The following is a 21,790-nucleotide window of genomic DNA, read 5'->3' on the forward strand; positions in this document are numbered from 1 at the left end:
AAAAGATGCTGAACTAGAGGATAGCTCTCTATATGTAAAAGTGAGCAAAAGCTTATCCTGCATAAAAAATTCAGTGAACTTTCAAAGTGTTTGGAGAAGCGTTTGCTTGACTCCTGTGGGATCAGCGGGTTTGAGAGACCCCGCAGACCGCGAAGCGGTTGAGGAGGCTCGATTCCCGCCCCACGGAAAGCAAGCAAGTAGCTTCGGAAAACACAGAACGAAAAGGGTGCCGGAAGTCCGGCACCCTTTTTCTATGGAAAGTCGCGTATAATGGATAATGGAAATCGTGTTGAATGGAGGAGTACTTTTTGGAAAAACCACATATTATGCTTGTAGACGGAATGGCGGTATTGTTCCGTTCGTATTTTGCAACAGCAGGCGTCGGGCAGTTTTTCCGCACAGAAAGCGGGCTCGCCACAAACGGCGTACAAGGATTCGCGCGCCACGTGCTCACCGCAAAATCATTGATGAAGCCGACCCATATCGCCGTGTGCTGGGACATGGGCGCGCATACCTTCCGCACCGAGATGTTCGACGGCTATAAAGCAAACCGGCCGGCGCCGCCTGAAGATATGGTGCATCAATTCGACCAGGCGCGTGAAGTGTCCGAGCTTCTCGGATGGAAAAATTACGGCGAAAAGGGCATCGAAGCAGATGATTTTATCGGATCGTTTACGAAAAAATGGCCGGACGAGGCGGATTATACGATCATCACCGGCGACAAAGACATGCTTCAGCTATTGAACCCGTCGGTCAAGATCGCCTTCATGAAAAAAGGCTTTCATATCTATGATCTCTATACCGATGCACGATTCGGGGAAGAGTATGGCATCATGCCGGGACAGTTCGCTGATGTGAAAGCATTCATGGGCGACCCGAGCGACGGCTATCCTGGCGTCAAAGGCATCGGGCCTAAGACGGCACTCCAGTTGATCCGGCGCTACGGTTCGGTCGAAGGGGTCCTTGAACATATCGAGGAGCTGAAGCCGGCCCAGAAAAAGAAAATCGAAGAGCATCAGGATATGCTCGCGCTATCGAAAAAGCTGGCGGTCATTAAAGATGACCTCCAGCTCGATGTGGCACTCGAGGAAATCGCAGTGCCCGATTATTCTTCTGATTTGGTAAGGATATGCGACGAACGGGAATTCCGCCTGCTCGCAAGACTTTTGGAAAAATCATTTATCTGACTTCGACACCGGTGAAATCTGGACGAAACTCAATACGCCCCGGTTTTCCCGGAACGACACCGCCCGCAGCTTGCTCGGGCGGTTTTTTTGTCCGTTGTCGTGAATGAACAGCAGCAAATCGTCCCCAGTTTCCTCATAGCCGATGAGCGGGACCCAATGATAAGTGAAAGTGGTTTTTTGGCGCCAGCGCAATGAAAAATAACGGTCGAATTTCACAGCGAGCGGATAGCCGGCATCGAGTTGCTGTTTGATCTGTTCGGTTGAGCGAACCCGTTTGATATCATACCGCGGCCCGGCCAGTTTTCTCAATCGCCGGATCAGGCAAAACGCGCTCAAGCCGATTGGCGTCGTCCCGAGTTTTTATAAAGCGGCCCGATCCCCGGTGCCATGCCTTCGTGGTAGAGCAGGATGGAGGCAGCGGTGACCGGCCCGCATGCAGAAGCACGGTAGGCGGCCGGTACATGTTCAGCGTATTGGTTCATTGATTGAAAAGGCAGCAGCACTTTCATGATGCATCCTCCTTCTAAACGGTTCAGCGCAGCTTGGCTTCTCGTTCATTGAGCAAAGTCTGCAAGGCGCTGCGGAATGTTGTATAGACTTCCAAATCGACATGAATGCCTGCATGAACTATTTCCCTTACAAAACGCGGGTTAAAGCCGACATAAATGCCGCGCAAGCCCATCAATTTCAAGGCGCTGTTCAATTGGGTCAGTTCGAGTGCGAGTTCATTGAAATCAAATGACTGGACGTCTTGCATCGCCACACCGGTGAAGTCGAAAACCACTTGTTCTGTATCGCGGTGGCTATCGGCATAGTCGAGCACTTTCGTCCGGATCGTCTCGAAGCGGTCGCGGAAGATGTACCCGGCAATCGGCACGAGAATGGTATTCGGGACAATCGAAGGGATGATCGGTGCCGACATATTGTAAATGACGTCTTGATAATACGCCACGAGATCTTGCAATTCCTTAATTTCTTGTTGTGGATCCATTTCGGCACCTCTGCTTTTTATTATTCATGAATGTATCGGGTTTACGCCTTTAAGCTTGCTGTTCTTCCAGGAAGTGGATGACAGAAGCGGGGGTTTTGGCATTGGCACTATGGAGATGTGCTTGTTTTACGCCGTCCTTGAAGATCAGCAGGCTCGGGATGCCCATCACTTCATATTGCTCTGCGATTTCCGGAAGTTCGTCGCGGTTGACGTCAAACCATTGGTAATTGTCGTATTGTTCGATGATCGGGTCGATGAACATATCCATGCGCGTGCAGTCAGGGCACCATCCAGCCTGGAATTTCACGATGACCGGTTGGCCGTTTTGAATTGTATCGTTAAACTGTTCAGTTGTTTTTAGGGATTTCATTAAATTGCCTCCTTTAATAGTCTTTTTAATCTTACCCTTTTTTTGCTTTCTCTCCAAGCGCTTGAATAAAAGCGGCAGAAAAATCTTCCGATTAAATATTGCGAAAATAGGGAAAATAATTTACACTAAGAACGAGAAGGAAAGTATTTCTTTTTACCCAGAAAATGAATGAGTGTTCATTCAAAATAGGAGGGTTTGCTCGTGTCATACAAAATCAAAAAGCAGCCGTGCTCGGATCTGGCGTCATGGGATCTGGAATCGCAGCTCATCTAGCCAATATCGGAATTCCGGTCATGCTGCTCGACATTGTCCCGAAAGAAGCGACGAAAGAAGAACAAGCGAAAGGGCTGACACTAGAAGACAAAGCAGTCCGCAACCGGATTGCAGCGACTGCCACTCAAAAACTATTGAAGCAAAAGCCTGCTCCGCTGACACAAAAGAAAAACTTGCAGCTGATCACGCCAGGTAATTTGGAAGACGATCTCGAGAAACTATCCGAAGTGGATTGGATCATCGAAGTCATCGTAGAAAACTTGGATATTAAGAAATCACTATATGAAAAGATGGATGCAGTCAGAAAGCCCGGCACCATCATTTCCTCCAATACATCAGGCATCAGCATCAATGCGATGTCAGAAGGGCGCTCGGAAGACTTCCAGAAGCATTTCCTCGGCACTCATTTCTTCAACCCGCCGCGCTACTTGAAACTGCTTGAAGTCATTCCGGCAGACGCGACAGCTCCGGAAGTCGTTGTATTCATGCAGCAATTCGGCGAAGACCGCTTAGGGAAAGGCGTCGTCCTGGCAAAAGATACGCCGAATTTCATCGCCAACCGCATCGGCACATACGGCTTGCTCGTCACGGTGCGTGAAATGCAAAACCGCGGCTATTCTGTCGGTGAAGTGGATTCTGTTACCGGACCATTGATCGGCCGCCCGAAATCCGCTACCTTCCGCACGCTGGACGTAGTCGGGCTCGACACCTTCATGCATGTGTCGAAAAACGTCTACGATCAAACCGAAGGCGAAGAACAGCAAGTGTTCAAAACGCCTGAATTCATGAAAAACATGGTCGAAAACGGCTGGATCGGCGCAAAAGCGAAACAAGGCTTTTTCCAGAAGAAAGACAAAGAAATTCTGGAGCTTGACCCGGACACGATGGAATACCGCCCATCGCAAAAATTGAAAACGCCTTCACAGGAACTGGCCAAGCAGCAAAAAGGCTTGTCCGCGAAAATGAAGACGCTGGTTTATGCAGACGACCGCACAGGCGAATTGCTGTGGAGCATCCTCGCTCCGACACTCGTCTATTCCGCACAGCTTCACGGCGAGATTGCAGACGATATCGTCGCCATCGACAACGCCATGAAATGGGGCTTCGGCTGGGAACAGGGACCTTTTGAAGTGTGGGATGCAATCGGCGTCAAGCAGTCAACAGAAAAAATGGCCGCACAAGGCTTAGAAGTGCCGGCATTTGCACAAGCGCTAGTGGAAAAAGGGTTCGATTCCTTCTATAAAGAAGAGAACGGCGATCTGTATTATTTTGACGGGACAGATTACCAGCCCGTTCCAGTCAATGAAAAAGTGATCGACTTGAAGCGCTACAAGAAAAAGCACGGCGTCATCAAATCGAATTCCGGTGCAAGCTTGATCGATCTTGGGGACGGCATCGCATTGCTCGAATTCCATTCACGTTCGAACGCGATCGGGCTCGATATCATGCAGATGATCAATTTCTCGGTCGACGAAGTCGAGAAAAACTACAAAGGGCTCGTCATCGGCAACCAAGGCAAGAACTTCTGTGTCGGCGCCAACCTCGGCATGATTTTGATGGAAGCACAAGACGACAATATCTTTGAACTGGATTTGACGATCCGTACGTTCCAGAACGCGATGCTAAAATTGAAGTACAGCTCGAAGCCGGTCGTTGCAGCACCATTCGGCATGACGCTCGGCGGCGGGGCGGAAGTCATCCTGCCGGCAGCACGCGTACAGGCATCTATGGAAACCTATATGGGCTTAGTGGAAGCAGGCGTCGGACTCATTCCAGGCGGCGGTGGAAACAAAGAATTGTATATGAAGCAATTGAAAGGCTTGCCGAACCATGTCACGGCAGACTATGTCAATTTGGCAGCGGGCGTATTCGAATCGATCGCGACTGCCAAAGTGTCGACATCCGCAGATGAAGCACGCGAAAACAATTTCCTGAATTTCGTCGACGGCATCAGCGTCAATAGCGACCACTTGATCTACGATGCGAAGCAATTGGCATTGTCGCTCCATGATAATGGCTACCAGGCGCCGAGAAGAGAAAAAGTGCCGGTCGCAGGAGAAGCGGGCTATGCCGCGATGCTGCTAGGTGCTGAAGGCATGCTGTTGTCCGGTTATATCAGCGAACACGATATGAAAATTGCCAAAAAACTGGCTTATGTATTATCAGGCGGCAAGCTGCCATACGGTACGAAAGTCGATGAGCAGTATTTGCTCGATTTGGAACGTGAAGCATTCCTGAGCCTCGTTGCTGAACCGAAGTCACAGCAGCGCATGCAGCATATGCTTGTCAAAGGGAAACCATTACGCAATTGATCGCCGATTAGATAGAGGAGGAAATGATATGCGCGAAGCAGTAATTGTGGCCGGAGCCAGAACGCCGGTCGGGAAAGCAAAAAAAGGTTCTCTCGCCTCGGTGCGTCCAGATGATTTCGGGGCACTCGTCGTACGGGAAACATTGAAGCGGGCTGGATATGACGGTCCCATTGATGATTTGATCATGGGCTGTGCCATGCCGGAAGCAGAACAAGGCATGAACATTGCCCGTAATATCGGGGCGCTCGCGGGGCTTCCGGATACGACACCGGCTGTCACGGTCAACCGCTTTTGTTCATCAGGCCTGCAGTCGATCGCTTATGCCGCTGAACGAATCATGGTCGGTCACGCCGAAGCAATCGTTGCCGGCGGCGTCGAATCGATGAGCATGGTGCCGATGATGGGCAATGTGCTGCGTCCGAACGCTAAAATCGCCGAAACAGCCCCGCAATATTACATGAGCATGGGCCATACGGCAGAACAAGTGGCGACACAATACGGCCTCAGCCGGGAAGACCAGGATGCTTTTGCGGTCCGGTCCCATGAAAATGCGGCTAGGGCAATCGAAAAAGGACATTTCGTCGATGAAATCGTGCCAGTCGAAGTGATCCAGCGCTATGTCGACAGCCAGAACAAATACCAGGAAAAATCATTTATGTTCGAAATGGATGAAGGGGTGCGCCACGGCACTTCCATCCAGACACTCAATAAACTGCGCGCAGCATTCTCGGCGCGGCACGGTAACAGCGGGCAACTCTTCGCAGACCTCTGACGGAGCAGGTTCAGTGCTCGTCATGGACCGTGAAAAGCGGAAGCGCTTGGCCTTAAGCCGATTGCAAAATTCCGTTCATTCGCAACAGGCGGTGTTCCGCCGGAAGTCATGGGCATCGGCCCGGTCGTCGCGATTCCGAAAGCCTTGAAACTTGCCGGCCTGACGAAAGACGATATCGATGTATGGGAACTGAACGAAGCATTCGCGTCTCAATCGCTCGGCGTCATCCGCGAGCTTGGCTTGGACATGGACAAGATCAATTTGAACGGCGGCGCCATCGCACTCGGCCATCCGCTTGGTGCAACAGGTTCGATTCTGACTTTGCGCATGCTCAGTGAATTGAAGCGCCAGAACAAACAATTCGGCGTCGTCACGATGTGCATCGGCGGCGGAATGGGCGCAGCCGGCGTCTTTGAAATGTTGTAAAGAGAACTTTGGGGGATACGATTAACAGGGGATTCAAGATAAACGATAAATTGGGAGGAATGGAAAATGGAACAAGAAAAAACATTGATCAAAGGCGGAAGCTTCTTGATCGAAGATGCAGACCTATCGCGTGTGTTCACGCCGGAAGATTTCACGGAAGAGCATAAGATGATCGCCAAAACGACAGAGGATTACGTCAACACGGAAGTTATGCCTTTGGTCGAAAAGTTGGAGAACCATGAATTCGAGCATTCCGTTAAGCTCTTGAAAAAAGCGGGCGAACTCGGGCTTCTTGGGGCAGATGTTCCGGAACAATACGACGGGCTCGGTCTCGACAAAATCGCATCGGCTTTGATTGCTGAGAAAATGTCCAAAGCGGGCGGCTTCTCCATCACTCACGGCGCACACGTCGGGATCGGATCGCTGCCGATCGTATTATTCGGTAACGAAGAACAGAAAAAGAAATACTTGCCGGTTCTTGCAACGGGCGAGAAAATCGCAGCTTACGCCTTGACTGAGCCGAGCTCCGGATCGGATGCTTTGGGTGCGAAAACCGTCGCGAAACTGAACGAGGCGGGTACGCATTACGTCTTGAACGGCGAAAAGCAATGGATCACAAATGCAGGATTTGCGGATGTCTTCGTGGTCTATGCAAAAATCGACGGCGAACAGTTCTCGGCATTTATCGTCGAGCGCGACTTCGGGGGCGTATCGGTTGGCCCGGAAGAAAAGAAAATGGGCATCAAATCGTCTTCCACACGTACATTGATCTTGGAAGATGCAGAAGTGCCAGTGGAAAACCTTCTCGGCGAAGCAGGGCGCGGACACATCATCGCCTTCAACATCTTGAACATTGGGCGCTACAAACTGGGCGTCGGCACAATCGGCGCATCCAAGCGCGCAATGGAATTGACGATTCCTTACACGAACCAGCGCCAGCAATTCAAGACGCCGATCTCTTCTTTCAACCTGACAAAAGAGAAGTTGGCGACAATGGCCTCTAAATTGTATGCTGTTGAAAGTTCCGTTTACCGTACAGTCGGCTTGTTCGAAGACCGCATGAGCGGCTTCACGGATGAGCAGCAAGCTGACGGCAAACTGGTCGCGGATTCCATCGCTGAATTTGCCATCGAATGTTCATTGAATAAATTCTTCGGAACGGAAACTTTGGATTATATCGTCGATGAAGGCGTCCAGCTGCACGGCGGCTACGGATTCATGCAGGAGTATGAAATCGAGCGCATCTACCGCGATTCCCGCATTAACCGAATCTTCGAAGGAACAAATGAAATCAACCGCCTGCTCGTACCGGGTACGCTGCTCCGTAAAGCGATGAAAGGCGAGTTGCCGCTTCTTGAGCATGCACAAGCATTGCAGGAAGAGCTTTTGATGATGATGCCGGAAGAAGTCGGAACGGAAGCCTTGGCCCAGGAAAAAGCTTTGGTGAAAAACGCCAAGAAAATCGCCATCTTGGCAGCCGGCCTTGCCGCACAAACTTATGGCAAGAAACTGGAAGCGGAGCAGGAAGTGCTCGTGAACATCGCTGATATCGTCAGCAATGTGTTCGCGATGGAATCTGTCGTCTTGCGCACAGAAAAAGCCATTGCGGCAAGCGGCGAAGAAAAAGCGAAGCAGAAACTTCTTTATACGCAGATCTTCTGCCAGGAAGCTTTGGAAGAAATCGAAAAAGATGCGAAAGAAACCTTGATCGCAGCAATCGATGGCGACAATCAGCGCATGATGCTGTCCGCCCTCCGCAAATTGACGCGTTCAACACCGTATAACTTGATCGCGAAAAAACGCGAAGCATCCGAAAAATTGATCAACACAGAAAAATACGTCGTTTAATCGACCACAAAGAACGGGAAGGGGAAACCCTTCCTGTTTTTATTCGGATAAAACCAATCTCTCGGCAGTCGACTGGCCCGGGGCATTTTGATATGCTTGGTTACAAGACAGGAGGAGATTTGATGATCCAGTATTACGCTTACCCGAAATGCTCGACCTGCCAAAAAGGCAAGAAATGGCTTGAGGCGAATGGTGCGGAGTTCGACTACATCGATATCTCGCAAACCCCGCCCTCCGCAGCACAGTTGAAAGTAATCCACGAAACGAGCGGCATCGAGCTGAAGAAGTTTTTCAATACGAGCGGCAAGAAATACCGCGAACTCGGATTGAAGGAAAAACTGCCGAACATGTCCGCAGATGAGCAATATGAATTGCTGGCGTCGGACGGCATGCTGATCAAACGCCCGCTCGCTTGGGACGGTTCTCAGGCGACACTCGGCTTCAAGGAAGACGTATACGCAAATACATGGAGTTGACAAGTTTGTCGTCTTGTTTTTCATCCTTGGTTGTGGCAAACTGAAATTGAGTCAATTACATATTTGGAGGGGTTTGGATGAGCACACCACAAGAGCTTCGCTATTCAAAAGAACACGAATGGGTCAAAGTCGAAGACGGCAAAGCACGTATCGGCATTACTCATTTCGCGCAAGATGAACTTGGAGACATCGTATTTGTCGAGCTTCCGCAAGTCGGCGACGAGCTGAAAAAAGACGAGCCATTCGGCAGCGTCGAGTCCGTTAAAACGGTATCGGAATTGTATGCGCCGATCAGCGGCAAAATCGTCGAAGTCAATTCTGAGCTTGAAGACAGCCCGGAATTCGTCAACGAATCCCCTTATGAAAAAGCGTGGATGGTCGTTGTGGAAGCCCCTTCCGAAGATGAGGTCAATGCATTGATGTCAGCTGACGAATATAAAGAAATGACAAACGAGTAAGTTCGGAAAGCGCCTCTTTATGGCGCTTTTTTTCATATATCGTTTTCTGGGGGGATACGTATGGAGAAAGTGATAGTGGTTGAAGGGATCAGCGACAAGACCCGGATAGCTCCCTTGATTGCAGAACCCGTGACGATTCTTTGCACAAATGGTACAGTAAGTGCTACAAGACTCGAGGAAATGCTGTTGCCTTTTGAAGGTCAGGATATCATCATCCTGGTCGATGCGGACGCTTCCGGCGATAAACTGCGCAAGCTCATCAAGCGCGAATTTCCGGAAGCCCGCCATTTCCACATCGACCGAAGTTATAAAGAGGTGGCGACGACGCCGCTGCGCAAGCTGATCGATGTGCTCATCGCAGCCGATGTACAGGTCTTAAATCCAGTAGCAGGGAATGACTATTATGAACGAATGGACACATAAAGAATGGCTCAAGGAAAAAAACACACAGCCTGTGGCAGCGTATTATCTGTATACGCCGATGTGCGGCACCTGCCAAGTCGCGAGCAAGATGCTTGGCGTAGTTGCGGAACTTTTGCCGGGCCTCCCGATGGGCAAAGCCAATTTGAATTATGTACAGGAAGTCGCGGAGCTCTACGAAGTGGAAAGCGTGCCATGCCTGCTGATCTCCCAGGATGGCAAAGTGACGGATAAGGTCTATGCTTTCCAATCGGTGCCTTATTTGTATGAGAAATTGAAATCGGTTGACGAATATAGCCAGCCATGATAAATTTAATTTCTGAAATTAACTTAATAGCGTAACTCTTATAAAGAGAGGTGGAGGGAAGTGCCCGATGAAGCCCGGCAACCGTCATGAAAATGAAATGGTGCCAAGTCACTCAAAGTTCAGGCTTTGAAAGATGAGAGAACGGTTTATTGTGTTTACACATGTGCCTTTCTGCTTATCTGAGCAGGAAGGTTTTTTTATTAGCAAAAGATTTAGGAGAGTGCCCAATCATGATTGAGTTAAAAGGATTGACAAAAATATTCGATACCGGCAAAGTGCGTTTGACGGCTGTCGACCATGTCGATTTGACAGTGCCGGCAGGCGAGATTTTTGGCATCATCGGCTATAGCGGAGCAGGGAAAAGTACTTTGATCCGCCTGCTGAATGGCCTTGAAAAGCCGAGTGAAGGTTCTGTTGAGATCAACGGCCAGAACATCACGGCGATTTCGGGACCGAAGCTTCGCAAAGCCCGCCAGAAGGTCAGCATGATCTTCCAGCATTTCAATTTGCTGTGGTCGCGGACCGTGCGGGAGAACATTGAATTTCCTCTCGAGATTGCCGGAGTGGGGAAAGAGGAGCGGCGCAAGCGTTCTGCAGAGCTGATTGAACTGGTCGGCTTGGAAGGGCGTGAAAACGCCTATCCAGCCCAGCTTTCCGGCGGGCAGAAGCAGCGCGTCGGCATAGCCCGGGCACTGGCCAATGACCCTGAAGTCTTGCTTTGCGATGAAGCGACATCGGCACTCGATCCGCAAACGACCGATGCGATTTTGGATTTGTTGGTCGACATCAACAAGCGCCTTGGCTTGACGATTGTCTTGATCACGCACGAAATGCACGTCATCCGGAAGATTTGCCATCGGGTTGCCGTCATGGAAGGCGGCCGCGTCGTCGAACTGGGCGAAGTGCTGCATGTCTTCCAGCATCCGAAGGAAAATATCACGAAGCGCTTTGTTGCCCAAGTGACCGAGACGGAAGATTCGGCAGAGACCGTCCGCCATTTGCGCGAGCAATATCCGGAAGGGCAATTGGTCAAATTGATATTCGTCGGTGACCAGGCGGAGCAGCCGATCCTGACGCAGCTGATCCGGGAATACAAAGTGGAAGTCAATATCGTCCACGGCAATATCTCTCACACACAGCGCGGTGCTTATGGCACACTGATCCTTCAATTGAAGGGAACAGCAGATGAGATCGCAAAGGCACTTGCCTTCCTCGGTGCGCATGATGTACAGACGGAGGTGATGGGCAATGCTTGAGAATTTGTTCCCGAACGTTGATTGGCAAGCTATGTGGGAAGCGACGCTCGAAACGATTTACATGACGGCAGTGTCCACGCTGTTCACCTTTATCATCGGGCTCGTGCTAGGCGTTATCCTGTTTTTGACTGCACCCAACCAATTATGGGCGAATAAAGTGGTCAACTGGCTATCAGGAGCGTTCGTTAATATATTCCGTTCGATTCCATTTATCATCTTGATCATTTTGCTTATCCCATTCACGAAATTCCTGATCGGCAGCATCCGTGGGCCGAACGCTGCACTCCCGGCATTGATCATCGGGGCAGCTCCATTCTATGCCCGCATGGTGCTGATCGCCTTGAAAGAAATCGACAAAGGCGTCATCGAAGCCGCGCGCTCGATGGGAGCGACGACGTGGACGATTATCCGCAAAGTGCTGCTGCCTGAATCAAAACCCGCTTTGATTTCCGGAATCACCGTAACCGCCATCGCCTTGGTTGGCTATACCGCCATGGCAGGCATCATCGGCGCTGGAGGGCTCGGGACGCTCGCGTTCTTGGACGGGTTCCAACGAAGCCGCGAAGACGTAACTCTCGTCTCGACGATCTTGATTTTGGTCATCGTCTTCGCCGTCCAATTTGTCGGTGACTTCTTGACCAGCAGAGCCGATAAACGCTAAGCCGTCTTGGGCGGATCGATTAAATAAAAAGGGGCAGTCATTGCCCGGTATTATATAAAACTACATTTAATAGAAGAAAAGGGGAATTTTGTAATGAAAAAATTAGTATTCGGTTCATTTGCAGCAGTATTGGCGTTATCGGCTTGCGGCGCTGAAGAAAGCAACGGCGGCGGTTCAGAAGGCGAAGAAACAAGCACGTTGACAGTCGGCGCTTCTAACGTGCCTCACGGAGAGATTTTAGAACAGGCAAAACCAATCCTTGCAGAACAAGGAATTGAGCTTGAAATCGAAACATACCAGGATTATATCCTTCCGAACCAAGACTTGGAATCAGGGGATCTGGATGCCAACTATTATCAGCACATTCCTTATTTGGAAGCACAAATTGCCGATCACGGATATGACTTCGCCAATGCTGGCGCGGTCCACATCGAGCCAATGGGCATCTACTCAAAAGACATTGCGTCTTTGGATGAGATTCCACAAGATGGAACGATTCTTATGAGCAACTCTGTCGCGGAGCACGGTCGTATGCTGTCAATTCTTGAAGCAGAAGGATTGATCAAGCTTGATGAAAATGTTGACAAAACAACAGCTGAAGTCAGCGACATCGTTGAAAACGAGAAAAACATCCAGTTCGAGACAGAATACGAACCGGCGCTACTCGTGCAAATGTACGAAGCAAATGAAGGCGATGCAGTATTCATCAACGCCAACTATGCTATCGATGCAGGCTTGAAGCCGATGGAAGATTCAATCGCACTTGAAGGTTCGGATTCTCCTTATGCCAACCTGATCGTCGTTCAATCCGGTGATGAAGAAAACGAAGACATTCAAGCACTAGTCGAAGTCTTGACTTCACAAGAAATCCAAGACTTCATCCTTGAAGAATGGGACGGCGCTGTCATTCCTGTTGAACAATAAACCATAAAACGCGATGCATTCCCGAGAGGAATGCATCGCGTTTTTTTATGTTGAAAAACAGGGGGGGAACGGAAGAGCTTGCGGAATAAAACACTTTCAGCAATCCTTCAAAACATTTTATTATTTTTTCGAAATAATAAAAATATTACGTGATTTAGGAAAAAGCTATTAGCTTTTCGAAAACTATGGTAATTTCACATAATAACGAATAAACAACTGTTTTCACAGGGAGGACAAGATTATGAAATTTCAATTCGGTTTGCTGCCGCGGATTGTGCTGGCCATCGTGCTTGGCGTACTCATCGGCTCTGTTGCGCCAGAAGCGCTCGTCCGTGTATTTGCTACGTTCACAGGAATTTTCGGAGGGTTCTTGAATTTTATCGTGCCATTGATCATTCTCGGTTTTATTGCACCAGGTATTGCAAAACTCGGCAAAGGTTCGGGGAAATTATTGGGCCTTGCGACTGCAGTCGCGTATCTATCCACTATCGTGGCAGGCGTCCTGGCCTTTATCGTAGCTTCTTCCATTTTGCCTAATTTGATGGAAGGCGGTTCGCTGAACAACTTGGATGACCCGGCAAATGCGCTTGCTTCAAGCTTCATTGAACTGGAAATTCCGCAATTATTCGGCGTGATGAGCGCCTTGATTTTGGCGTTCTTGCTCGGAATCGGCATGGCTTCTACAGGAAGCAAGACGATGGCATCATTCTTCGAAGAGTTCCAGGAGATCATTGAAAAAGTTATTTCATACATCATAATCCCGCTATTGCCATTCCACATCTTCGGTATTTTTGCGAACATGGCGTACGGTGGGGCTGTAATGGAGATCCTTTCACTATTTGCGGTGGTCTTCATCCTGATCATCGCTTTGCATTGGGTCATGCTCACGGGCCAATACACCACTGCAGGGGTATTGAGAAAGAAAAATCCGTTCGCTTTGATCCGGACGATGCTGCCGGCTTACTTCACGGCACTCGGCACTCAATCATCAGCAGCTACCATTCCTGTCACTTTGCGCCAAGCACGTAAAACGGGCGTGAAAGAACGTGTGGCTGACTTCACGGTCCCATTGTTTGCAACGATCCATTTATCGGGCAGTACAATTACGCTCGTCACTTGTGCAATCGGCGTGATTTTATTGACAGGGCAGTCGCCGTCATTCGGCAGCTTCTTCCCGTTCATCCTCATGCTTGGCGTGACGATGATTGCGGCTCCCGGCGTTCCAGGCGGCGCTGTCATGGCAGCCATTGGTTTGCTGGAAGTGATGCTCGGCTTCGACAAGACGATGGTCGCTTTGATGATCGCCTTGTACATGGCTCAGGACAGTTTCGGAACTGCAGCCAATGTAACAGGAGACGGGGCGCTCGCGAATATCGTCGACCGTTTCACTCCATCCCAAAAAGCATGAATTATGCCGGAATTCAATGAATTCCGGCTTTTTCATGCTCTCTATACGGATAAATCGGGCTATGCTATCATATGCTGGATATGAAAATCAGGAGGCACGATCATGAAAAAAATCACAATCCTCGGCCTATCTGCGGCCTTGTTGCTCGCGGCATGCGGAACCGAACAATCCACTGACACAACTGAAACGGCTTCTGGATCTGCCACGATGGAATCCGGAAAAGAAAGCATCAAAAGCCAATTGATGCAATTCTATCTATCCGTTTCCAAAGAAATAAATAAAGAAGACGCACAGCTGAACGATTTTGAAATTGCCCAAGCTGAAGATACACTGCCAAGCGGTACAGAACTTGCTGAGATGAAAGAAGCGGCTGCAAGCTCTGCTGAACAAGCGATGCAAGCGGTAAAATCAATCGAAGTGCCTGAATCGCTAAGCGATCATCAAGAGGAAATCGACGGGGCATTGGCTTCGATCGCTTCATCTTACGAGATGAAAATCGAAGAACTTGGAACAGATGCACCTGAATTCGGAGCGGCTGCTGATAAATTTGCCGAAGCGGATGCTACTTTCAATGAAATATTGAAAGAAAACGGCTTGGTTGCATCTAATTTATATAACGAAGTAAGCCAATAATTTATGAAAGCTGTCCGTATAACGGGCAGCTTTTTCTATATATTCCCAATAACTATGACGATAGGTCTATTTTCAGATAAATTAGATTATTTATCTTGTTTAATCTTTGGACGGTCGGGTATACTTGTAAAAGTAAAAATAAGATAACTCGAAAGGAATGGTTTATTATCGATTCTCAAGGTATTGAAAAGACGGAAAAAATGGAACAGGCATTCAGAGACGTACACGGGTACGGACTGAACGAATACCAAAATGACCCGCAAAAAATCCTTGAAGTTGAACAGCGCCGTGAGCAGGATTATCGCCAAGGCCAGTCGGTTGCGGCACAGATCGAGCGCCAAGCGCACCGCGAATAGCAATAGATACACGATCCACATACATTCAAACATTAAAATGAAGCTGCCGGACAGAGTGATTTCTCTGTCCGGTTTTTCTATGCCCAAGCATGTGGAATCTAGTGTCTTACACGAAGTTTATTGAAATGAATTCTCATTTAGCCTAACTTTATTGAAAATGTAGGAAATCCGCGAGGCCAGCTGGAATTTGCTTGTAGACATTAGGAAATACGGATTTCAAAATGGTTTTGGCTAAGACTTGCGGCCGATTTTAACATTTGCTACTGAAGTCGATATAAGTTAAGATTAGAATGATACTAATTAAGAGTGCGAGGCATTCTTCAATAACATTATGGAGGTATTTACATGTCAACTTTGGTCATTAAAGATCTACACGTTGAAATCGAAGGAAAACAGATTTTAAAAGGTGTAAACATCACAATTAACACGAGCGAAATCCATGCCATCATGGGGCCGAACGGTACAGGGAAATCTACCTTGGCGTCAGCAATCATGGGGCATCCTAAATATGAAGTAACACAAGGTACGATCGAATTGGACGGAGAAGACGTATTGGCGATGGAAGTCGACGAGCGCGCACGCGCAGGACTCTTCCTAGCTATGCAGTACCCGAGCGAAATCTCCGGCGTCACAAATGCTGACTTCATGCGCTCTGCGATGAACGCACGCCGCGAAGAAGGCAACGAAGTTTCATTGATGAAATTCATCCGTGAACTTGACAGCAAAATGGAAACTCTTGCAATGGACCAGGACATGGCACAGCGCTACTTGAACGAAGGATTCTCTGGCGGCGAGAAGAAACGCAACGAAATCCTCCAAATGATGATGATCAAACCGACATTCGCTGTACTTGATGAAATTGACTCCGGTCTTGATATCGATGCATTGAAAGTCGTTTCTGACGGCATCAACCAAATGAAGGGCGAGAACTTCGGCTGCTTGATCATCACTCACTATCAACGCCTGTTGAACTACATCACGCCAGATCACGTCCATGTCATGATGCAAGGCCGCGTCGTGAAATCCGGCGGACCTGAACTAGCGCATAAATTGGAAGCGGAAGGCTATGACTGGATCAAGGCAGAACTCGGCATCGAAGACGAGACTGTCGGACAAGAAGCATAATTGGAAGGAGAGACTAACGTGACGGTTGAAACAAAACTAACGATGACCGAGCAGGATGTACGCTCCTTCTCGGCTTCGCACTCAGAACCAGAAGAATTTACGAACTTGCGCGTACAGGCTTTGGCTGCTGCCGAAGCGTTGCCGCTCCCAAAACCCGATAAAACGAAAATCATCAACTGGAACTTCACGGACTTCCCGGTCCATACTGTGGAAAGCTCAACTTATGCGTCATTGGATGAGTTGCCGGAGCAGGTAAAGTCCATTGTTGATACTGATCAAAAAAATCTATACATTCAGCACAATAATACACCGGCTTATATTTCATTGGATAAGAACCTTCAGCAACAAGGTGTCATTTTGACAGATATCCAAACAGCGATCCGTGAGCACGGTGATTTGGTTGCTAAGTATTTCATGACAGAAGCAGTCAAAGCTGAAGAACATAAATTGACGGCTCTTCATGCAGCGCTTCTAAATGGCGGGATGTTCCTATACGTGCCAAAGAATCTTGCTATAAAGAATCCGGTGCAAGCGATCTTCGTGCATGACAATGAGGAAGCTTCCCTGTTCAATCACGCATTGATTGTTGCAGATAAAGGCAGTGAAGTAACTTACGTGGAGAACTATATTTCCACAGTACCGAATGCAAAAGGCCAAGCGAATATCGTTTCAGAAGTATTTGCAGAAGACAATGCGTCTGTCACTTACGGTGCGGTGGACGTACTCGCTGAAGGATTCACGACTTATGTGAACCGCCGCGGAGTAGCACAGCGCGATGCACGCATCGAATGGGCGCTCGGCATGATGAACGATAGCGATACTATTTCCGATAACACGACGTTCCTCATCGGCGATAATTCAGTCGGCGATACGAAAACAGTAGTGGTCGGAAGAGGCACGCAAAAGCAGAACTTCACGACTCAAGTCATCCATTGGGGCAAAAATTCCGATGGACAGATCTTGAAGCACGGCGTCATGAAAGACTCCGCTTCTGCGATCTTCAACGGCATCGGCAAAATTGAACACGGCGCAACGAAAGCTAACGCAGAACAGGAATCACGTGTGCTGATGTTGAGCCCGAAAGCGCGCGGCGATGCGAACCCGATCCTCTTGATTGACGAAGATGATGTAACGGCAGGACATGCGGCATCAGTCGGACGCGTCGATCCGCTTCAATTGTATTATTTGATGAGCCGAGGCATTACAAAACAAGAAGCTGAACGTCTTGTTATTCACGGCTTCCTGGCACCGGTTGTAAACGTGTTGCCAATCGAAGGCGTTAAAAAGCAATTGACGGAGGTTATCGAAAGGAAAGTCCGCTAATGAATCCAGAGATCAAGAGCTATTTCCCGATACTCAACCAGGAAATCAATGGACATCCGCTCGTCTATTTGGACAGCGCGGCGACTTCCCAGAAGCCGACGCCAGTCATCGAGGCGCTGAAAGAATATTACGAGTCTGATAATTCCAATGTCCACCGCGGCGTCCACACGCTCGGCAACCGGGCAACAGAGAAATATGAAGGCGCCCGCGAGAAAGTGCAGCAATTCATCAATGCCAGATCGACGCAGGAAATCGTCTTTCTCCGCGGCACGACGACTGCGATCAACTGGTCGCACAAAGCTATGGACGTGCCAATGTGGAAGAAGGCGACGAAATCGTCATCACGTATATGGAGCATCACTCGAACATCATTCCTTGGCAGCAGCTGGCAAGAGAACGCGGCGCTGTCTTGAAATACATCGAGCTCGAAGAAGACGGTACCATCTCGCTTGAAAATGTCCGTGCAGCCATTACCGACCGGACAAAAATTGTGTCGATGGTTTATGTATCCAATGTGCTCGGCACGATGAACCCGGTGAAGGAAGTGGCGAAAATCGCCCACGAACATGGCGCTGTCATGATGGTGGACGGTGCACAGGCTGCGCCTCACTTGAAAATCGATGTCCAGGACTTGGATTGCGACTTCTTCGCATTTTCCGGCCACAAAATGGTCGGCCCGACCGGCATCGGCGTCTTGTATGGCAAAAAGCATTTGCTCGAAGCCATGGAGCCTGTCGAGTTCGGCGGCGAGATGATCGACTTTGTCGGATTATACGATTCGACCTGGAAAGAGTTGCCTTGGAAATTCGAAGGCGGCACGCCGATCATTGCTGGGGCAGTCGGACTGGCTGCGGCCATCGACTTCCTGCAGGAAATCGGATTGGATGAAATCGAAAAACATGAACACCATATGGCAGCCATCGCGATGGACAAGATGTCGGCTATTGAAGGGCTTGAGATTTACGGCCCGAAAGACCCAGCAAAACGTGCAGGGATCGTCACTTTCAATTTGAAAGAAGTCCATCCCCACGATGTAGCGACTGTGCTCGATATGAGCGGCATCGCTGTCAGAGCAGGTCATCACTGCGCACAGCCATTGATGAAATGGCTTGACGTGACAGCGACAGCACGCGCAAGCTTCTATCTTTATAATGACGAATCGGATATCGATCGCCTAGTGGAAGGTTTGCGTTCTGCAAAGGAGTATTTTAGCGATGTCTTTTAATAATTTAGATCAATTATATCGACAAGTGATCATGGACCATTACAAGACGCCCCGCAACAAGGGCGCGCTTGAACAGGACAGTGTCAATATCGAAATGAACAACCCGACTTGCGGCGACAGGATCCAATTGACGCTGCAAGTAGAAGAGGGCATCGTCAAAGACGCCAAATTCGACGGGGAAGGCTGCTCGATTTCCATGGCATCTGCTTCCATGATGACGCAAGCCGTCAAAGGCAAAGATGTAGATACAGCATTGAAGCTGTCCGGAATCTTTTCGGACATGATGCTTGGCAAAGAGTACGACGATTCAGTGGACCTTGGGGATATTGAAGCATTGCAAGGTGTATCTAAATTCCCGGCGCGTATCAAATGCGCGACCTTAGCGTGGAAAGCCATGGAAAAAGGTGTGCACGACGAAGAAAAATCGTAACAGAGAACGGAGGAACGACGATGGCGAAAAAAATGCCGGAAATCGGAGATTATAAATATGGGTTCCATGACAAGGACGTCTCCATCTTCAGATCAAAACGCGGTCTGACGGAAGACATTGTCAGAGAAATTTCGAAGATTAAAGAAGAACCGGAATGGATGCTCGAATCACGCTTGAAAGCGTTGAAACTATTCTATTCCATGCCAATGCCGCAATGGGGCGGAGATTTGAACTCGCTGGATTTTGATGAAATCACGTATTATGTCAAACCTTCTGAAGCGAGCCAGACTTCATGGGATGAAGTTCCTGAAGAAATCAAGCGTACGTTTGATAAACTGGGCATTCCTGAAGCTGAACAGAAGTACCTTGCAGGTGTCTCTGCACAGTACGAATCCGAAGTTGTTTACCACAACATGAAAGAAGATTTGGAAGAGATGGGCATCATCTTTAAAGATACTGATGCAGCACTTCGTGAAAATGAAGACCTCTTCAGAGAAAACTTCCAGACAGTCATTCCAGCAGCAGACAATAAATTCTCTGCTTTGAACACGGCTGTTTGGTCGGGTGGTTCATTCATCTATGTACCGCCAGGCATCAAAGTGGAATCGCCACTGCAAGCCTATTTCCGCATCAACTCGGAAAACATGGGCCAATTCGAACGTACGATGATCATCGTCGACGAAGGCGCAAGCGTCCATTACGTAGAAGGCTGTACAGCTCCTGTCTACACGACGAACTCACTGCACTCTGCAGTTGTTGAAATCATCGTGAAAAAAGATGCTTATTGCCGCTATACAACAATCCAAAACTGGGCGAATAACGTATACAACCTGGTAACGAAACGTGCTTTCGTAGATGCAAACGGCACGATGGAATGGATCGATGGCAACATCGGTTCGAAATTGACGATGAAATACCCTGCAGTCTTCCTTAAAGGCGAAGGCGCACGCGGCATGACATTGTCGATTGCGATCGCCGGCAAAGGCCAGCACCAGGATGCAGGCGCGAAAATGATCCACTTGGCGCCGAATACATCTTCATCGATCGTTTCCAAATCGATTTCGAAACAAGGCGGGAAAGTTTCTTACCGCGGAATCGTGCACTTCGGCCGCAAAGCGGACGGCGCACGTTCGAACATCGAATGCGATACGTTGATCATGGACAACCAGTCGACATCCGATACAATTCCTTACAACGAGATCATGAACGATAACGTTTCGCTTGAACACGAAGCGAAAGTATCGAAAGTCTCTGAAGAGCAATTGTTCTATCTGATGAGCCGTGGCGTTTCTGAACAGGAAGCGACAGAAATGATCGTCATGGGCTTCATCGAGCCATTCACTAAAGAATTGCCGATGGAGTATGCAGTCGAAATGAACCGTCTCATCAAGTTCGAGATGGAAGGTTCAATCGGTTAATCAATCAATCAATCCCCGGCATGGAAAATGCCGGGGATTTTTTATGCCGGTTAGGAGGAGTGGATTTCCTCATTTGTATAAATTTCGTTTTACTGTTTTTCCTAAGGGTATACAAAGGATGAAGCAAAAAATTGAGGAGGGATTTTTCTAATGAGCCAAACTTTTGATGCATTAAAAGAGAAAATCAGCAACGCTGACATGGGAGAAGCGAAAGAAATCATCACTCAAGTCAAGCAAGCATACGACGACGGCAAAATCGATGAAAACGAAAAGAACGAATTGATGGAACTCGCTAAATCCAAAATCGGCGGCGGCGGGCTCGGCGGGTTGTTCTAAGAGCCTGCAGCCCAATTAAAAAAATAAGCTTTGGCGTCTCTTCATGGATGCCGAAGCTTATTTTTTTATGTGTTTTAGAGCTTCCCGCTTGCTCAGTGGCTGAAGCGTATGGGCAGAGACGAAGTCCAAGACCCACATGGGATCGGTTTTTGCGTATTCCCTCAAAGCCCAGCCGATGGATTTTTGGATGAAGAATTCGCGGGATTCGGCATGTAGAGAGATGATGGAGCCGAGCATTTCCGTGTCGGTGCGTTGCTTGAATTTCAGTTGGTGCAAAATTGCAGCGCGCTGGGTCCATAAGTTTTCTGCATGTGCCCACTCAACAAGGAGCGGTGCAGTGGTTGTTCGGTCAAGCAACACAATATGACCGACGAGTTTGGGGGCGATGGCATCAACACTGTCCCACCAGGAATTGGATTCGACCAGCAGGCGCAAAAACGGCAAGTCGTCTGGAGTCAGTTCCTTTTTTGCTTGTTCCAGCAATTCGATGGCTGCGTAATGAAATTCGCGTTCCGGCAGTGCGTACAGTGCTTGGACAATGGACTTCAATTGTGCTTTTTCAGGGAGGAGATATGTGGATAGCTGCTCTTTCATTAACGCAGTACGCAGAGGTTTCTGGATTCCTAAAAATGGGAAGTTGTGTTTCATATAAGCGGCCATCGGAGCGGCAAGCTCCGGGTTGCGATGGTCCTCAAAGCTTGAGATAAGAGCCTCTGTGTTCCATGGTTTTTTCATTTCCAAAAACCTCCTAAAGAATGGCTTGATATGTGATTGTAACCATGTGCGAAATAGGGAGCTTCGCCTGGCGTGCTTCAGCGAATCTCAAAAAGGACGCCTGTTTTGTTCTATGCTATC

General features: G+C 48.8%; 23 protein-coding genes, 2 pseudogenes and 1 riboswitch. Of the genes and pseudogenes, 20 read left to right on the plus strand and 5 right to left on the minus strand.

The genetic code is table 11. The features are described 5' to 3' along the window. Window positions 1–308 precede the first annotated feature (308 nt). A complete protein-coding gene (locus CW734_RS07120; protein WP_101189987.1) occupies window positions 309–1,187 on the plus strand; it encodes a 5'-3' exonuclease in 879 nt (292 codons plus the stop codon). Here CW734_RS07120 and CW734_RS07125 read toward each other — a convergent pair. The 4 genes from CW734_RS07125 to CW734_RS07135 are packed head-to-tail and all read right to left on the minus strand — an operon-like array spanning window position 1,176 to window position 2,548. Beyond that, entirely contained in the window at window positions 1,176–1,523 is a 348-nt protein-coding gene (locus tag CW734_RS07125; protein ID WP_232787195.1) for a cysteine peptidase family C39 domain-containing protein, read from the minus strand. The genes CW734_RS07120 and CW734_RS07125 overlap by 12 nt on opposite strands. Continuing rightward, window positions 1,520–1,696 (minus strand): hypothetical protein, encoded by a 177-nt coding sequence (locus tag CW734_RS18765; RefSeq protein WP_232787196.1) that lies wholly within the window; start codon window positions 1,694–1,696, stop codon window positions 1,520–1,522. Before CW734_RS18765 ends, CW734_RS07125 begins: the two co-directional genes overlap by 4 nt. 23 nt (window positions 1,697–1,719) lie before the next feature. Further along, on the minus strand, window positions 1,720–2,178 hold the full coding sequence (locus CW734_RS07130) for an STAS domain-containing protein (protein ID WP_101189988.1): 459 nt from the start codon (window positions 2,176–2,178) through the stop codon (window positions 1,720–1,722). A gap of 49 nt (window positions 2,179–2,227) precedes the next feature. Continuing rightward, on the minus strand, window positions 2,228–2,548 hold the full coding sequence (locus CW734_RS07135) for a thioredoxin family protein (protein WP_101189989.1): 321 nt from the start codon (window positions 2,546–2,548) through the stop codon (window positions 2,228–2,230). Window positions 2,549–2,793: 245 nt separating this feature from the next. Between CW734_RS07135 and CW734_RS07140 the strand changes: the two genes are divergently transcribed. From CW734_RS07140 to CW734_RS07225, 19 genes and pseudogenes are all read left to right on the plus strand, one after another. Beyond that, a complete protein-coding gene (locus CW734_RS07140) occupies window positions 2,794–5,133 on the plus strand; it encodes a 3-hydroxyacyl-CoA dehydrogenase/enoyl-CoA hydratase family protein (RefSeq protein WP_232787197.1) in 2,340 nt (779 codons plus the stop codon). A 28-nt stretch (window positions 5,134–5,161) separates the two neighbouring features. After that, window positions 5,162–6,331: pseudogene (locus CW734_RS07145) on the plus strand (acetyl-CoA C-acetyltransferase). 66 nt (window positions 6,332–6,397) lie between these two features. Then, a complete protein-coding gene (locus tag CW734_RS07150) occupies window positions 6,398–8,179 on the plus strand; it encodes an acyl-CoA dehydrogenase family protein (protein ID WP_101189991.1) in 1,782 nt (593 codons plus the stop codon). 119 nt (window positions 8,180–8,298) lie between these two features. Beyond that, complete coding sequence (locus CW734_RS07155; RefSeq protein WP_101189992.1) at window positions 8,299–8,655, plus strand: arsenate reductase family protein; 357 nt, start codon at window positions 8,299–8,301, stop codon at window positions 8,653–8,655. Between the two features lie 77 nt (window positions 8,656–8,732). Next, on the plus strand, window positions 8,733–9,113 hold the full coding sequence (gene gcvH / locus CW734_RS07160; RefSeq protein ID WP_058381220.1) for a glycine cleavage system protein GcvH: 381 nt from the start codon (window positions 8,733–8,735) through the stop codon (window positions 9,111–9,113). Between the two features lie 60 nt (window positions 9,114–9,173). After that, a complete protein-coding gene (locus tag CW734_RS07165) occupies window positions 9,174–9,536 on the plus strand; it encodes a ribonuclease M5 (RefSeq protein ID WP_101189993.1) in 363 nt (120 codons plus the stop codon). Continuing rightward, the gene (locus tag CW734_RS07170) at window positions 9,517–9,840 is read left to right on the plus strand and encodes a thioredoxin family protein (RefSeq protein WP_101189994.1); all 324 of its coding nucleotides are present in this window, start codon (window positions 9,517–9,519) and stop codon (window positions 9,838–9,840) included. Before CW734_RS07165 ends, CW734_RS07170 begins: the two co-directional genes overlap by 20 nt. Window positions 9,841–9,875: 35 nt before the next feature. Next, a riboswitch (SAM riboswitch) is annotated at window positions 9,876–9,980 on the plus strand. Between the two features lie 90 nt (window positions 9,981–10,070). After that, window positions 10,071–11,096 (plus strand): methionine ABC transporter ATP-binding protein, encoded by a 1,026-nt coding sequence (locus tag CW734_RS07175; RefSeq protein ID WP_101189995.1) that lies wholly within the window; start codon window positions 10,071–10,073, stop codon window positions 11,094–11,096. Continuing rightward, window positions 11,089–11,757 (plus strand): methionine ABC transporter permease, encoded by a 669-nt coding sequence (locus CW734_RS07180; protein WP_101189996.1) that lies wholly within the window; start codon window positions 11,089–11,091, stop codon window positions 11,755–11,757. The genes CW734_RS07175 and CW734_RS07180 overlap by 8 nt, the downstream gene beginning before the upstream one ends. A 93-nt stretch (window positions 11,758–11,850) precedes the next feature. Further along, the gene (locus CW734_RS07185) at window positions 11,851–12,681 is read left to right on the plus strand and encodes a MetQ/NlpA family ABC transporter substrate-binding protein (RefSeq protein ID WP_101189997.1); all 831 of its coding nucleotides are present in this window, start codon (window positions 11,851–11,853) and stop codon (window positions 12,679–12,681) included. A gap of 241 nt (window positions 12,682–12,922) precedes the next feature. Then, on the plus strand, window positions 12,923–14,089 hold the full coding sequence (locus CW734_RS07190) for a dicarboxylate/amino acid:cation symporter (protein WP_101189998.1): 1,167 nt from the start codon (window positions 12,923–12,925) through the stop codon (window positions 14,087–14,089). Between the two features lie 102 nt (window positions 14,090–14,191). Further along, complete coding sequence (locus CW734_RS07195; RefSeq protein WP_101189999.1) at window positions 14,192–14,722, plus strand: hypothetical protein; 531 nt, start codon at window positions 14,192–14,194, stop codon at window positions 14,720–14,722. A gap of 200 nt (window positions 14,723–14,922) precedes the next feature. After that, window positions 14,923–15,078, plus strand: a complete 156-nt coding sequence (locus tag CW734_RS18470; protein ID WP_167399234.1) for a YuzK family famiily protein — start codon at window positions 14,923–14,925, stop codon at window positions 15,076–15,078. Between the two features lie 345 nt (window positions 15,079–15,423). Next, window positions 15,424–16,203, plus strand: a complete 780-nt coding sequence (gene sufC, locus CW734_RS07200; protein ID WP_058381212.1) for a Fe-S cluster assembly ATPase SufC — start codon at window positions 15,424–15,426, stop codon at window positions 16,201–16,203. 18 nt (window positions 16,204–16,221) lie between these two features. Continuing rightward, window positions 16,222–17,526 (plus strand): Fe-S cluster assembly protein SufD, encoded by a 1,305-nt coding sequence (sufD, locus tag CW734_RS07205; RefSeq protein ID WP_101190000.1) that lies wholly within the window; start codon window positions 16,222–16,224, stop codon window positions 17,524–17,526. After that, window positions 17,526–18,751, plus strand: a pseudogene (locus tag CW734_RS07210) (cysteine desulfurase). The gene sufD and the pseudogene CW734_RS07210 overlap by 1 nt, the downstream one beginning before the upstream one ends. Continuing rightward, entirely contained in the window at window positions 18,741–19,181 is a 441-nt protein-coding gene (gene sufU, locus CW734_RS07215) for a Fe-S cluster assembly sulfur transfer protein SufU (RefSeq protein WP_101190001.1), read from the plus strand. The pseudogene CW734_RS07210 and the gene sufU overlap by 11 nt, the downstream one beginning before the upstream one ends. A gap of 20 nt (window positions 19,182–19,201) precedes the next feature. Next, on the plus strand, window positions 19,202–20,599 hold the full coding sequence (gene sufB, locus CW734_RS07220) for a Fe-S cluster assembly protein SufB (protein WP_101190002.1): 1,398 nt from the start codon (window positions 19,202–19,204) through the stop codon (window positions 20,597–20,599). Window positions 20,600–20,749: 150 nt separating this feature from the next. After that, the gene (locus CW734_RS07225; RefSeq protein ID WP_101190003.1) at window positions 20,750–20,935 is read left to right on the plus strand and encodes a hypothetical protein; all 186 of its coding nucleotides are present in this window, start codon (window positions 20,750–20,752) and stop codon (window positions 20,933–20,935) included. A 57-nt stretch (window positions 20,936–20,992) separates the two neighbouring features. On the opposite strand, the gene CW734_RS07230 is transcribed toward CW734_RS07225, so the two are convergent. Continuing rightward, window positions 20,993–21,670 (minus strand): DNA alkylation repair protein, encoded by a 678-nt coding sequence (locus CW734_RS07230; protein ID WP_101190004.1) that lies wholly within the window; start codon window positions 21,668–21,670, stop codon window positions 20,993–20,995. Window positions 21,671–21,790: the final 120 nt, after the last annotated feature.

Source organism: Planococcus sp. MB-3u-03 (genome assembly GCF_002833405.1).
In the GTDB taxonomy this organism is placed as follows: Bacteria; Bacillota; Bacilli; order Bacillales_A; family Planococcaceae; genus Planococcus.